We start from the raw sequence: 13,696 nt of genomic DNA, 5'->3' as shown, positions 1-13,696 counted from the left end.
TCAGAACTGGAACTGCACGGTGGCGCCGATGGTGCGCACCGAGTCGAAGCCGAACTGCTGCTGGTAGGTCGCGATGTGCGAGATCGAATCGCCCGAATCGAGCCCGATGAAGTTCGGGTTGTAGGCGCTCGTGCAGTTCTTGCAGAACACCGTGAAGCGCATGCCGTTGTCGAGGTTGATGCCCGCACTCGCGCCAATCATGTCGAGCGTGGGCACAGTGGCGCCGGGAGCCCGGTTGATCAGGTAGTTGATCGGCGAGCGGTGGTACCAGTTGGCCTCGAGGAAGGGATGGACCATGCCCGAAGTCTGGAATTCGTACATCGCCTGGACGCTTGAGGTGAACCGGGCCGAAGTCGGCGTGCGGTAACCCTTGGCGTTGAACGAACCGTTCGAATAGGCCGAAGCGCTCGCCTCGCACTCGGCGTTGGGCTGGCCGGGGTAGCACTCGGCACCGGCAAAACTGTCGAACTTGGAATCGAGCAGCGTTGCCGAGGCGTTGAGCGAAAGCCCCTCGAACGGGCGCGCGTTGATCGATGCCTCGATGCCCTTGCTGATGACCGAGGCCGCGTTCTGGACGATGAAAGCCTGCAACTCGCTGTCGAGCGACTGCACCTGGTAGTTGTTGAACTTCGTGTGGAACGCCGAGACGTTGAACACGAGTGCGCGGTGGAACCAGCTGGTCTTGAAGCCGATCTCCGCCGTCTCCGAGGTCTCGCCCTTGACCAGCAGGCTGGCGTCGGTGGTTGCCGCGGTGTCGTTGAAACCGGGGCCCTTGTAGCCGTGGCCGTACGAGGCATAGACCATCGCGTCAGGCGTAAACTCGTACTGGCCACCGGCGCGCCAGCTGAAGTTGGTGTGGCCGTAGTCCTGGGCAAACGTGCCCGAGACCGCGAGCGGCGCGAAGTAGGCGTCCTCGTTCTGTACCAGATCGATCGCGATCTCGTCGCGCGTCACGCGGCCACCGGCGAAGGCCTTGAGGCCATCGACGATCTCGTAGGTCAGCTGGCCGAAGGCGGCGTAGCTGTCGGTGGTCATGCTGTAGCGGTTGTCGCGCCCCAGGAAGTAGCTGTTGGTCGTGCCGCAATAGGAGGGTGCCGACGAGCCCACGCAGAAGAAGTTCGCGAGCGCATAGTCGGAGAAGTAGTTGTTGCCCGCGATCTGGCTCTGCTGGTCCACCTTCGAGTGGAAATAGTAAAGACCGGCCTGGCCCGAGAGACGGTTTTCGGAAGGCAGCGCAATGCGCAGTTCGTTCGAGAACTGGTCGTACTTCGAGTGCGTCCAGTTGCGGCTCGCGCCGTCGAGGTTGGTGAAGTCGGTGTCGAGCTGCGCGTCGTAGGTGTAGGTCTTCCACGCCGCGATGTTGCTGACCACCACGCCGCCCGGGCTCGTCCACGAGAGCGCCGCCTGCGCTCCGCCCAGCGTCAGGTCGCGCCAGTAGCCGCCGTCGCCCCCGAAGGTGAAGTTCTCATCCCCCGCCGTGAGGCCGGTCGCCGCCAGCGCATCGGTGTTGACGCTGCCCTCGCCCACCGAGCGGTAGGTGCGATCATAAATCCCCGCGATGCCGTGCGATTGGGAATATTCGCCGATCACGTAGAGTTCGAGTGAAGGCGTGAGCTCGATCAGGTACTTGCCGCGAAGCCCGTACTGTTCGCGATCGAGGTCATTGCGCACGCCCGAAAGGCCCTTGTAGGTCGTGCCCGGCTGCTCGTACGAATACGTGCCGTTGATGCGCAGCGCCGAGTTTTCGGAGACCGGGATGTTCACCGTCTCGCGCGCGATCACCGACCAGGACTTTGCGTCGCTTCCAGGGGTCTCGCGGTTGTCGAGCTCGAGATTGGTGGTGCTTTCCCATTCCCCCAGCCTGGGGCGGGTCGTGACGACGTTGAGCAGGCCCGCCGAGGCGTTCTTGCCGAACAGCAGCCCCTGCGGGCCATTGAGCACTTCGACGCGCTGGACGTCGTTGAAGAGTCCTTGCGCGAGGTAGGGGCGGCCCAGGTTGACGTCGTCGAGCGAGGTCGCGACGCTCGAATCGATCGTCGTCGCAAAGGCCTGCGTGCCCACCCCGCGGATCGCGAACGTGTTGTCCGCGCCGACTTGAAGGCTGGGCGCGGCCTGGACGACCTGGGTCAGGTCGTTGACGTTGCGCGTCTTGAGCGCATCGGCGCCGAGCGCGGTCACGCTGACGGGAACGTCCTGCAGGCGTTCGGTGCGGCGCTGCGCGCTTACCACGATCTCGGGAACGCCGACCTCGTCGGACGCGGCCTCCTGCGCCCACGCGGGCGCGGCCGTGGCAAACAGGCTGACGCCCAGCAGGAATGCGGACTTGTGCATGGTGAACCCTCCCAAATATGCGGCGCCGTTCATCGGCGGCTTGACGCGGCGAATAGGTTTCGCAGATACATACAGTCAAGCATGAATGTTTTTGATTGCTGACAATCACCCGCGTCTCTGGTTGTGCTGCGCACGAAGGGGCGGCCGGGGGATGGCGGCGCGCGCACCTCTGTCGGGACACGGGACACGAACAAGCAATGGGTCGGGATGCGATGAACGAGATCACGATGGCGAACGGCACGCCGCCGCGCAGGCGCACGCAGGAAGAGCGCACCGCACACACGCGCCTCGCGCTCGTCGAAAGCGCCATCGCGGTGATCCACGAAATGGGCTATCCCAACGCCAACACCGCCACGATCGCGGCGCGCGCGGGCGTCTCGCGCGGGGCCATGCTCCACCACTTCGGCACGCGCGCCGCGCTCATGGCACAGGTCGTCGCGCACGTCTTCGAGCACGAAATGGACGAATACGAACGGATCCGGCAAGCCACCGGCCTCGGCAATCGACTGAGCGACTGGCCGCGCCTGCTCTGGCAGGTGCTCAGCCGCCCTTCGGGTCACGCCGTGCTCGACATCCTCCAGGCCACCCGCGGCGATGCCGAGCTCGCCGCCGCCGTCATCCCGATGCAAGAGGCGGTCGAAGCCAAGGCGCTCGACGTCATGCAGGGCGCCTTCGGCGGTGACCGTCAGCTGGCGAGGACAGTCATGCGCCTGATGGTCTGGTCGGTGCGCGGGCTCTCGATCGCGCAGCGCCACCTGCCCCCCTGCCCGCAGAACGAGCAGGCCGTGGCGCTTCTCTCCCGCCTGCTCGAGAGCGCCGCGCCGGACGGCACCCTGGCCGATCTGGACGCCGATTTCGGGGTCGATCCCGGACCGATGCCGAACTTCGACTAGCCGCTGGCTCTCAGGACCCGGTGGCGGCGCGGTGCAGCCGCGACTTGAGCCAGAGCATTCCGGCATCGGTCGCGCGCGCGGCGTGGTACTGGATCATCTCGCGCATGGGTGGAACCGCAATCGGCGAAGGCCGGATCGCGAGCGGCAGCAAGGGCGCATAGACCCGCGCCAGCCGCTCGTGCATGAGGGCAAGGAGCCCGGTCCCCGGCAAGAGCCAGGGCACCGCCGAGAACGAGGGCGCGATGACCTCGATCCGGCGCTGGTCATCACCCGCGAGCAAGTGCCTTTCGGCGAACGCCGGCACGCCGGTGATGCGCACCGCCACATGCCCGCACGAATGGAACGCGGCAAGGTCCATCTCGCGCGCGAAGACCGGATTGCCCTCCCAACCGACGACGACGTGGCGTTCCTCGAAAAGGATCTCGCTGGGATGCTCCTTGTTGAGGAACTGCTCGGGCGTGATCTGGAAATCGAGCTTGCCGTCCTCGAGCTGCGCGCCCGTGTCGCGCGTGGGGAGCTGGAAGTTGAACTCGATTCCAGGGGCCTCGCGCTTGAGCTCGGGCAGCAAGGGGCCGAGCAGCACGGTCGTGATGTAGTCCGAGGTCGCGATTTCGAAGCGGCGATCCGCAGTCGCCGGGTCGAACGCGGTCGCCCCCGATATCAGGACACGCAAGTTGCGCACCGCTTCGGAGACCTGCGGTGCCAGCGCCAGCGCGTGGGGCGTGGCGATCATGCGCCGTCCGTGCGGGATCAGCAATTCGTCGTTGAGCGCCTGGCGCAGCCGCGCCAGCGCAGCGCTCATCGCCGACTGCGTCAGATTCGCGCGTTGTGCCGCGCGCGTCACATTGCGCTCCTCAAGCAGGAGTTCGAAGGCAATCAGCAGGTTGAGGTCAAACTTGTCGAGGCGCATAGTATCAATTCTGTTTGTGGAATACGACAAAAACAAAAGATTTGATATATGGCAAGCCCATAGGCATCCCTCGCCCGGAAAAGCCGCAAAAAGCGGCTCGAGGGGAGAGACGGGATGCGACAGGTATATCGGGGGGGTACGGCTTTGGCCTTGGCCCTGGCATCAGGGCTGATCGCGGCGCAGGCCGCAGCGCAGGAGGGGCAGGACACCAGCACTGCCGCGGCTTCGCCGAACGCGGCGGTGGGGCTCAACGAAATCGTCGTCACGGCGCAGCGAAAGGCGGAAAGCGCCCAGCGCGCGGGCGTCGCCATCGATGTCGTGGGCGGCGACGACCTGACCCGCGCCGGCGTGTCCGGCGCGCAGGACCTGGGCAAGATGGTCCCCGCGCTCAACATCCAGCAGAACGGCGGCGCCAACGCGGTGTTCTTCCTGCGCGGCGTAGGCAACTTCACCGTCAACGGCTATTCCGATCCGGCGATCGCCTTCAGCTATGACGGCGTCTACCTTGGCCGCCCGACCTCGACTTCGGGCATGTTCTACGACCTGGAACGCATCGAGGTGCTCAAGGGCCCGCAAGGCACGCTTTATGGGCGCAACGCGACCGGCGGCGCGATCAACGTGCTGCCCGCCAGGCCGCGCATCGGCGAATTTTCGGGCTTCGCCAAGGCCAGCTACGGCAACTACGACGCGGTAAGCCTGCAAGGCGCAATCAACGTGCCGGTCGGCGAAGACGGAGCGCTGCGCATCGCGGGCAGCCTGACCCGGCACGACGGCTACCTTTCGGACGGCACCTCGGACGACAAGACCCACGCGCTGCGCCTGCAGTACCTGGCCGAACTGACCCCCGACCTCACCGTGCGCGTGGGCGGCGACTATTCGCACACCGGCGGCAAGGGCGCAGGCTCTTCCTACCAGGGCCGCTACGCCTATGACTACGCAAGCGGTGGCTACACCTTCGTGCCCTCGGGCCTGAGCACGTCCACCGGCCTTACCGATCCCGCTTCGCAGGCCTATCGCCAGACGCTGTTCCTGGGCCTCTCGGGGCGCACCGCCGATCCGCTCGATCCCGACATCTACCAGAACAACAGCTTCTACGGCGCCAACGCCGAGATCACCTGGCACACCGGCGCGGGCACGCTCTCGGTCATCCCCGCCTGGCGCTATTCGAGCCTCGACAACAAATTCGCCGCGCCGGCTTTCGTGGGCTACATCCAGGAGAAGGACGAGCAGTTCAGCCTCGAGACGCGCTTCACCGGCGAGCGCGTGGGCATCTTCGACTACATCCTGGGCGCCTACCTTTTCGACGAGAGCGTCGATGGCAACTATACTTTCGCGCAGCAGGCCTTGAACGCCTACCAGGAGTTCACCTCGGACACGCGCTCCTACGCGCTGTTCGGCCGCCTCACCGCGAACCTCTCGGACCGCCTGCGCCTGATCGGCGGCCTGCGCTGGACGCGCGATGAGAAGCAGTTCGACGGCACCGCCGACGTCTTCCTCGTCAAGTGCACGCAGAGCGTGAACTTCGTGCCCAGCTGCCCGACGGCGACGCTGCTTCCCGTGGGCGACAGCTTCAACGAACTGCAGTACCCTTTCATCGTCCCCCCTGCTGGCGGGGTCACCCCGATCGGCACTTCGGGCGCGCTGCTGATCCGCGCGCAGACCAGGGTCGACGAGCCGCTCGACACCTCCAGGCTGACCTGGCGCGCCGGGTTCGAATACGACGTCGCCCCGGACTCGCTGCTCTACGGCAGCGTCGAGACGGGCTACCGCTCGGGCGGCTTCTCGCTCTCGGCGGGCTACGAGACCTTCGATCCCGAATATATCACCGCCTATACGCTGGGTCTGAAGAACCGCTTCCTGAACAACCGCCTCCAGCTCAACCTGGAAGGCTTCTACTGGAAGTACCGCGACCAGCAGGTCAACCACACCGGCATCGACGCGGCGGGCAACCAGGGCCAGTTCACCGAGAACGCAGGGAGTTCGACGATCAAGGGCGCCGAGGCCGAGGCGCAGGTCCTGCTGACCGAGACCACGCTGCTCTCCGCGCAAGTCCAGTATCTCGACGCGCGCTACACCTCGTTCGTCTACAACGAACCGATCGGCGCCACGCCTCCTCTGACCGGCTGCCCCTATTCGGTCAGCACGACCACGGCCGGCCAGTACGAAATCGACTGCTCGGGCCGCCGCGCCTACCAGGGCCCCAAGTGGACCATCAACCTGGGCGCGCAGCAGACCTTTGCGCTGGGTGACTACAAGCTGGTGATCGCGGGCGATACCCAGTTCAAGACCAGCCGCACCGTCGCCTTCCAGTACCTCGCCGAACAGAAGGTGGGCAGCACCTGGACGAGCAACGCCAACCTCGACTTCGGCCCCGAGGACGGGCGCTGGTCGATCGGCGCCTTCGTGCGCAACATCGAGAACAACCGCATCGTCTCGGCCGGGCTCACCTACAACGCGGCCTCGGCCGCGACGGTGGTGACCACGCCGCCGCGCACTTACGGCGTGCGTGCGGGAATGACGTTCTGATGCGCGCCCGCCTCGCCCTTGCCCTCCTGGCCTTTTCCCTTTCGCTTGGATCCGCCCCCGCACGGGCGGACCAGGAACCGGCGGCGCTGGGGGGCGCCCCGGCTCCCATGGCCACGCACTGGATCACCCTTGGCACGATGGGCGGACCTATCCCATCTGCCGAACGCAGCCAGCCCGCGAATCTCCTCCTTCGCGGGCCGGCTGCGTTCCTCGTCGACTGCGGCGACGGGGCGGTCGAACGACTGACCGGCGCGCACGTGCGCCTCGAGCAAGTGCGCGGCGTCGTGCTCAGCCACCTGCATTTCGACCACACCGCCGGGCTGGCCGCGGTCCTCGGCCTGCGCTTCCAGACCAATGTCACCCAGCCGCTGACCATCTACGGCCCGCCGGGCACCAAGGCGCTGGTCGCCGGGCTACTCGCCGCGATGGAGCCCGCCGTCGAAGCGGGCTACGGGCTTCCCGGTGCGCGCACGATCCTGCCGGGCGACAGCGTCTCGGTGGTCGAGCTGTCCGATGGCGCCACCTTCCGCCTCGGCGACATCGCGGTCACCGCGCGCCAGAACACCCACTACTCGTTCCAGCCCGGCAGCGCGGCCGACGCCCGTTTCAAGTCGCTCGCCTTCCGCTTCGAGGCGCCGGGGCGCACCATCGTCTATACCGGCGACACCGGCCCGAGCCCGGCGGTCGAAGAGCTGGCCAAGGGCGCGGACCTGCTCGTCTCCGAGATGATCGACGTCGCGCGCACCCTTGCCAACGTGCAGGCCAACACCCCCAACGCCAGCGCCGATGCGCTGACGGGCATCGAGGAACACCTCGCGCGCCACCACCTGACCCCCGAACAGGTAGGTCATCTGGCGCAAAGGGCCGGAGTTCGCGCGCTCGTCGTCACCCACGTCGTGGCGCCGCGTGCCAGCGCCGGGGACCGGCTCGGCTATCTCGGCCGCATTTCCCGGATCTACCCCGGGCCCACCGTGATCGCGAACGACCTCGATCAGTTCTGAATTTTCGTCCCAGAGGAAATGTACGATGGAAGACCTCAAGACCCTGGTGATCGGCGGCGGTATCGGCGGACTTTCCGCCGCGATCGCGCTCAGCCGCGCCGGGCACCGCGTGACCGTGATCGAAAAGGACCCGACCTGGTCGGTCTATGGCGTAGGGATCATCCAGCAGGCCAACGTCGTGCGCGCGATGGACCAGCTCGGCGTGCTCGACGCCTTCATCGACGCGGCCTGCGGCTTCGACGCGGTCGAGATCTTCCTGCCCGACGGCAGCCGCATTGCGCGCATTCCCACCCCCAGCCTCGTCGAGGGCAAGCCCGCCAATGTCGGGATCGGCCGCCGCGCGCTCCAGAAGGTGCTGGGCGACAGCGCCCGCGATGCCGGCGCCGAAATTCGCCTCGGCCTCACCGTCACCGCGCTCGAGGACGACGGCGAGAGCGTCTCGGTCACCTTCTCGGACGGCACCTCGGATCGCTACGCCATCGTGGTCGGCGCCGACGGGGTCTATTCGCAGACCCGCCAGACCATCCTGCCCGAGGCCGAGAAGCCCGCGTTCACCGGCCAGTCGGTGTGGCGCTACAATTTCCCGCGCCCCGACGATCTTGACGCGCTCCAGGTCTACAACGGCCCGACCGGCTGTGGCCTGGTGCCGATCAGCCAGGACCTAATGTACATGTACGTGACCACGCACGAGCCCGAGAATCCGCGCTATTCCACGCAAGGCCTCGCCGCCGCGATGCGCGGCAAGCTGGCCACGTGCGCACCGCGCCTGCGCGAACTGGCCGAGCAGATCACCTGTGACGAGGGCGTGGTCTACCGCCCGCTCGAAGGCATGATGCTCTACGGCGACTGGAGCAAGGGCCGCGTCGTGCTCATCGGCGATGCCGTCCACGCCACCACCCCGCATCTGGGCCAGGGCGCGGGCATGGCGATCGAGGACGCGATCGTCCTTGCCGAGGAGCTGGGCGCGCATGCCTCGCCGCAGGAGGCCTTCGCCGCCTACCGCGACCGCCGCTTCGAGCGCTGCCGCTACATCGTCGAGAAGTCGCTCGAGATCTGCCACGGCCAGATCGGCAAGGGCCCGCAGATCGACAACCATAAGGCCACCGGCGAAATGTTCGCCATGGTCGCGCAACCCATCTGATAGCTCGAGACAGGACAACCACATCATGAGCCGCATTACCGAAATCCGCTACGTCGGCTACGGCGTCGAGAACTTCGAGGCCGAACGCGCCTTCTACAAGGACGACTGGGGCCTCGTCGAAGTGGACGTGGAAGTCGACGCAACCGAAGACAGGGCCTGGTTCAAGACCCACGGGCACGACGAGCACCACGTCGTGCGCCTGCACAAGGCGGACACCAACCACGTCGAGGTGATCGCCTTCGCCGCCGATACCCGCGCCGACGTCGACGCGCTCTTCGCCAAGGTGGAAGCGGCGGGCTGCAAGGTCGTGTTCGCGCCCAAGGACCTCGATGCACCGGGCGGCGGCTACGGCTTCCGCTTCTTCAGCCCCGACGGCCTGCCCTTCGAGATCTCGGCCGAGGTCGCAAAGGGTGAGAGCCGCGCGATGGAGCGCTGGGAAGGCATGCCGGTCAAGATCAGCCACATCGTCATGCATTCGCCCGACCACCAGGCCCTCGTGACCTTCTTCTGCGATGTTCTGGGCTTCAAGGTCTCCGACTGGCTGGGCGACTTCATGTGCTTCCTGCGCTGCAACGAAGCGCATCACCGCGTCGCCATCCTGCCCGGACCGCCCTGCCTCAACCACGTCGCCTACGACATGCTGACCCTTGATGACATGTTCCGCGGCGCGCACCGCCTCAAGCTGCGCGGCACCGACATCCGCTGGGGCCCCGGCCGCCACACCGCGGGCAACAACACCTTCAGCTACTTCGTGACGCCCGGCGGCTTCGTAGTCGAGTACACCTCCGAGCTGGAAGAAGTCGATTTCGAACACCACGAATACAAGGTCCACACCCCCGCGCCGATGGTCATGGACCAGTGGGGCACCGGCGTCGGCGGTCCGCAGACGATGCCCCACCCCGCGCCTGACGCCCGTCTCTTCCAGCCTGCCGAGTTCTGATTGCCATGGCCCTCTTTGAATATTTTCCGAACTACATCTGGAACCTCTCGGTCGCGATCGCGATGGAAAGCGGCGGCCAGATCGGCGAGATCATCGACATGGTGAAGCCGATCCGCGACGCCGCCGCCAATGGCGCCGACGCGGGCACGCCCCAGTTCATGAAGGCCTGGGCGGCGATGGGTGACAAGCTGCTCGAGCTCGCCGGCGAGGACGAGGCCAGGGGCCGCGCCTTCTCGGCCTCGAACAAGCTCGAGCGCGCCGCGCTCTACCTGTTCACCGCCGAGCGCATGCAGGGCCACGGCGCGCCCGGACGCCAGGAGACTTACGCCAGGGCACGCGCGGCCTTCGACCGCTCGACCACGCTCGGCAAGCTCAACCGCGAGCGCGTCGAGATCCCGCTCGAAACCGGCACGATGCCCGCCCTGTTCACCCGCGCGCCCGGAAGCGACACCAGCCCCGGGCCGGTCGTCGTCTTCTGCAACGGTCTCGATAGCTGCAAGGAACTGCTCTACTGGACGCGCCTGCCCGAGGAACTGGCGCGGCGCGGCATCTCCACCCTGTGCGTCGACCAGCCCGGCTCGGGCGAGGCGCTGCGCCTCCAGGGCCTGCCCGTCGATCCGCATTCCGAAAGCTGGGCCTCCAGGGCCGTCGACTGGCTCGAGCGGCAAAGCGAAGTCGATCCCAAGGCGATCGGCATGACCGGCATCTCGCTGGGCGGTCACTTCGCCCCGCGCGCGGTCGCCTACGAGCCCCGTTTCGCGAGCGGCGCGGTCTGGGGCGCCAACCACAACTGGCGCGAAGTGCAGGACAAGCGCATGGCGCGCGAGGGCGAAAACCCGGTGCCGCACTACTGGGCCCACGTCCACTGGGCCTTCGGTGCCAAGGACCAGGACGACTTCCTCGCCAGGTCCCAGGCGATGAACCTCAATGGGCACATGGAGCGCATCACGGTGCCCTTCCTCGTCACCCACGGCGCCAACGACCGCCAGATCAGCCCGGCCTATGCCGACGATCTCTACGACCAGCTGGTCAATTCGCCCCGCCGCGAGAAGGTGATCTTCACCGACCGCGAAGGCGGTGTCGAACACGTCGGAGCCGACAACATGGCCTATGGCCGCGACCTCCTCTCCGACTGGTTCGCCGAGACCCTGGGAGGTCGCGCCGCGTAAAAGCGCCGTACCGCCGCAACTGACACGAAGGATCCCCCCCCATGCCCCGCCGTTTCATCGACCTCTCGATCACCTTGTGCAACGAGGTCGTCAGCGACCCGCCTTTCATGCGCCCCGAGATCACCTACCAGACCCACGCCGACACCGCCGGGGAACTCGACATGTTCTTCCCCGGCGTGACCGCGAAGGACACCCCCGATGGCGCCGGCTTCGCCGCCTCCGAGGTGATCAAGCTGACCACCCACAACGGCACGCACCTCGACGCGCCCTACCACTTCCACCCGACCATGGACGGCAAGGACGGCGAACCCAAGCGTTCGATCACGATCGACGAAGTGCCGCTCGAATGGTGCTTCCAGCCCGGCGTGAAGCTCGATTTTCGCCACTTCCCCGATGGCTACGTGGTGACCGCCAAGGACGTCGAGGACGAACTGGCGCGCATCGGCCATGAGTTGAAGCCGCTCGACATCGTCGTCGTCAACACCGCGGCGGGCATGGCGCTGGGCCGTCCCGACTTCGTCAACGTGGGCTGCGGCATGGGCTACGAGGCGACCATGTACCTTACCGAGCGCGGCGTGCGCGTGACCGGGACCGACGCCTGGTCGTGGGACGCGCCGTTCAGCTACACCGCCGAAAAGGTCAAGGAAACCGGCGACACCTCGTTGATCTGGGAAGGCCACAAGGCGGGCCGCGACATCGGCTACTGCCACCTCGAGAAGATGCACAACCTCGAGGCGCTGCCCCCCCACGGCTTCACGATCTCGTGCTTCCCGCACAAGATCAAGGGCGCCTCGGCTGGCTGGACGCGCGCCGTCGCCATCATCGACGAGGATTGAGCCAATGCGCCTTGCAACGCGTGCCGACGGCACGCCCGACGGCCGCCTCGTGGTCGTATCCGCCGACGCGGCCCGCTGCCTGCCTGCGGGAATCCCCAACCTGCTCACCGCCATCAACGACTGGGCGCAGGCCGAGCCCGCGCTGCGCGCGCTCGCCGAACACCTTGACGCCGGGGAAGGCGAAGCGCTCGATCCCGCATCCTTGCGCGCGCCCCTGCCGCGTTCGTGGCAGTGGCTCGACGGTTCGGCCTTCAACACCCACGGCGAACTGATGCAGATCGCCTTCGGCCTGCCCCCGGTCGAGACCGACGCCCCGCTCATGTACCAGGGCCTGTCCGACCGCTTCTACGGCCCGAACGAGGACGTCGCCTTCCCCTCGATCGCCGACGGGATCGACTTCGAGGGCGAATTCGGGGTGATCGTCGACGCCGTGCCGATGGGCACGAGCGCGCAGGACGCGCTCGCGCACATCAAGCTCGTGGTCCAGATCAACGACTGGTCGCTGCGCGCGATTGCGCCTGTCGAGATGAAGACCGGCTTCGGCTGGGTGCAGGCCAAGCCCGCCTGCGCGATGGCTCCCTTTGCGGCCACGCCTGAGGAACTGGGCGCGGCCTGGCTGGACGGACGCGTCGGCCTCGACCTCCACGTCGCCTGGAACGGCACGGCCTTCGGACACGCCAACGGCTCGTTCATGGACTTCGGCTTTCCCGAACTCATCGCCCACGCCGCGCGCACCCGCGATCTGGTCGCGGGCACGGTGATCGGCTCGGGCACCGTCTCGAACCCGAACTACGCCGAAGTCGGCTCGAGCTGCATCTCCGAAGTGCGCGCGATCGAGATGATCCGTGACGGCGCGCCGGGCACGACGTTCATGGCCTATGGCGACACCGTGCGCATGGAAGCGCGCAGCGCCGACGGCTGGGCCCCCTTCGGCGCGATCGACCAGAAAGTGGTCCCGGCCTGATCAGCCCCCGCCGCCCTCGCCCGGCCATCGTTCGGGCGAGGGGTCGCGGCCCAGAAACAGCTCGGCGATCAGGCTGCGCAGCCAGCGCACCGCCGGGTCCTCGTGGACGCGCCGATGCCAGAACTGCTGGAGATTGATCCGCGGTGAGGTCAGCGGCGGATCGATGAGCTGGAGCGGCGCCATCGTCGCGAAGATGGCGCCGACCGCCTCGGGCACCGTGCTGATCAGGTCGGAGCCCGCCACCAGCAGCGGCACGCTCATGAAATGGGGCGATTGCAACGCGATCCGGCGCGACAGTCCGCGTGCCTTGAGGCACTCCTCGAACAGTTCCTGGCTGCGCCCGCGCTGCGCGACCGCGATGTGCCCCAGTTCGAGAAAGGTCGCGAGGCTCCAGCCCGGCCGCACGAGGGGATGCCCGGCGCGCGCGATGCAGGCGAAGGGATGGTCGAACAGCTTCTGGGTCAGGAACTGGCTGCCGTCGAGGTCGGGAAAGTATCCAAGCGCGAGGTCCACCTCCCCCTCGGCCATCGCCTGGGCCAGTTCGCCCGGCGTCATCGAACGGCTGCGCAGCGTCACCCCCGGCGCGCGCCGGGCGAGCTCGGCCATGAGCCGCGGCAGAAACACCAGCTCGCCGATGTCCGAGGTGCTGATGACGAAGCGCCGCTCGCTCGTCGCCGGATCGAAGCTGCGCTCGGCCAGCACTTCCTCCTGCACCCCGTTGAGAACGCGTCGGATCGGTCCACGCAGCGTTTCGCCCAGCGCCGTCGGCTTCATCGCGTTGCCGCTGCGCACCAGCAGCTCGTCGCCGAACTGCGCGCGCAGCTTGGTCAGCGCAAAACTGACGTTGGGCTGGCTCATCCCCAGCTTGCGCGCCGCGGCACTGACCCCGCCCTGTTCGAGCAGGGCGTCGAGCACGACGAGCAGGTTCAGGTCGAAGCGGCGGTAGTCCATAGCTTATCCGTATTTCTGATAAGCCTTATCTAGA

11 protein-coding genes are annotated in these 13,696 nt (G+C 67.0%); 8 read left to right on the top strand and 3 right to left on the bottom strand.

What is annotated here, in order from left to right:
- Positions 1 to 2,331 (bottom strand): TonB-dependent receptor, encoded by a 2,331-nt coding sequence (locus tag HT136_RS12640; RefSeq protein WP_214200138.1) that lies wholly within the window; start codon positions 2,329 to 2,331, stop codon positions 1 to 3.
- Between the two features lie 212 nt (positions 2,332 to 2,543).
- Between HT136_RS12640 and HT136_RS12635 the strand changes: the two genes are divergently transcribed.
- Complete coding sequence (locus tag HT136_RS12635) at positions 2,544 to 3,224, top strand: TetR/AcrR family transcriptional regulator (protein WP_246543662.1); 681 nt, start codon at positions 2,544 to 2,546, stop codon at positions 3,222 to 3,224.
- A gap of 10 nt (positions 3,225 to 3,234) precedes the next feature.
- Here the strand turns inward: HT136_RS12635 and HT136_RS12630 are convergent, their stop codons facing one another.
- Positions 3,235 to 4,134 (bottom strand): LysR family transcriptional regulator, encoded by a 900-nt coding sequence (locus HT136_RS12630; RefSeq protein ID WP_214200137.1) that lies wholly within the window; start codon positions 4,132 to 4,134, stop codon positions 3,235 to 3,237.
- A gap of 150 nt (positions 4,135 to 4,284) precedes the next feature.
- Here HT136_RS12630 and HT136_RS12625 point away from each other — a divergent pair, with 150 nt between their 5' ends.
- The 7 genes from HT136_RS12625 to HT136_RS12595 are packed head-to-tail and all read left to right on the top strand — an operon-like array spanning position 4,285 to position 12,711.
- Entirely contained in the window at positions 4,285 to 6,660 is a 2,376-nt protein-coding gene (locus tag HT136_RS12625) for a TonB-dependent receptor (protein ID WP_246543661.1), read from the top strand.
- A complete protein-coding gene (locus HT136_RS12620) occupies positions 6,660 to 7,661 on the top strand; it encodes an MBL fold metallo-hydrolase (RefSeq protein WP_214200135.1) in 1,002 nt (333 codons plus the stop codon). The genes HT136_RS12625 and HT136_RS12620 overlap by 1 nt, the downstream gene beginning before the upstream one ends.
- Before the next feature lie 25 nt (positions 7,662 to 7,686).
- A complete protein-coding gene (locus HT136_RS12615) occupies positions 7,687 to 8,802 on the top strand; it encodes an FAD-dependent oxidoreductase (RefSeq protein ID WP_214200134.1) in 1,116 nt (371 codons plus the stop codon).
- 25 nt (positions 8,803 to 8,827) lie between these two features.
- On the top strand, positions 8,828 to 9,742 hold the full coding sequence (locus HT136_RS12610) for a VOC family protein (RefSeq protein ID WP_214200133.1): 915 nt from the start codon (positions 8,828 to 8,830) through the stop codon (positions 9,740 to 9,742).
- A 5-nt stretch (positions 9,743 to 9,747) separates the two neighbouring features.
- Positions 9,748 to 10,911: an alpha/beta hydrolase family protein gene (locus tag HT136_RS12605; protein WP_214200132.1), complete on the top strand. Its 1,164-nt coding sequence runs from the start codon at positions 9,748 to 9,750 to the stop codon at positions 10,909 to 10,911.
- Between the two features lie 41 nt (positions 10,912 to 10,952).
- The gene (locus HT136_RS12600) at positions 10,953 to 11,747 is read left to right on the top strand and encodes a cyclase family protein (RefSeq protein ID WP_214200131.1); all 795 of its coding nucleotides are present in this window, start codon (positions 10,953 to 10,955) and stop codon (positions 11,745 to 11,747) included.
- A gap of 4 nt (positions 11,748 to 11,751) precedes the next feature.
- On the top strand, positions 11,752 to 12,711 hold the full coding sequence (locus HT136_RS12595) for a fumarylacetoacetate hydrolase family protein (RefSeq protein WP_214200130.1): 960 nt from the start codon (positions 11,752 to 11,754) through the stop codon (positions 12,709 to 12,711).
- Here HT136_RS12595 and HT136_RS12590 read toward each other — a convergent pair whose 3' ends face one another.
- Positions 12,712 to 13,662, bottom strand: coding sequence for a LysR family transcriptional regulator (locus HT136_RS12590; protein ID WP_214200129.1), 951 nt, complete (start codon positions 13,660 to 13,662; stop codon positions 12,712 to 12,714).
- Positions 13,663 to 13,696 lie beyond the last annotated feature (34 nt).

The organism is Novosphingobium profundi (genome assembly GCF_018491765.1).
GTDB classification, from domain to species: Bacteria; Pseudomonadota; Alphaproteobacteria; order Sphingomonadales; family Sphingomonadaceae; genus Novosphingobium; species Novosphingobium profundi.
This window is presented reverse-complemented; position numbering and strand designations above follow the sequence as displayed.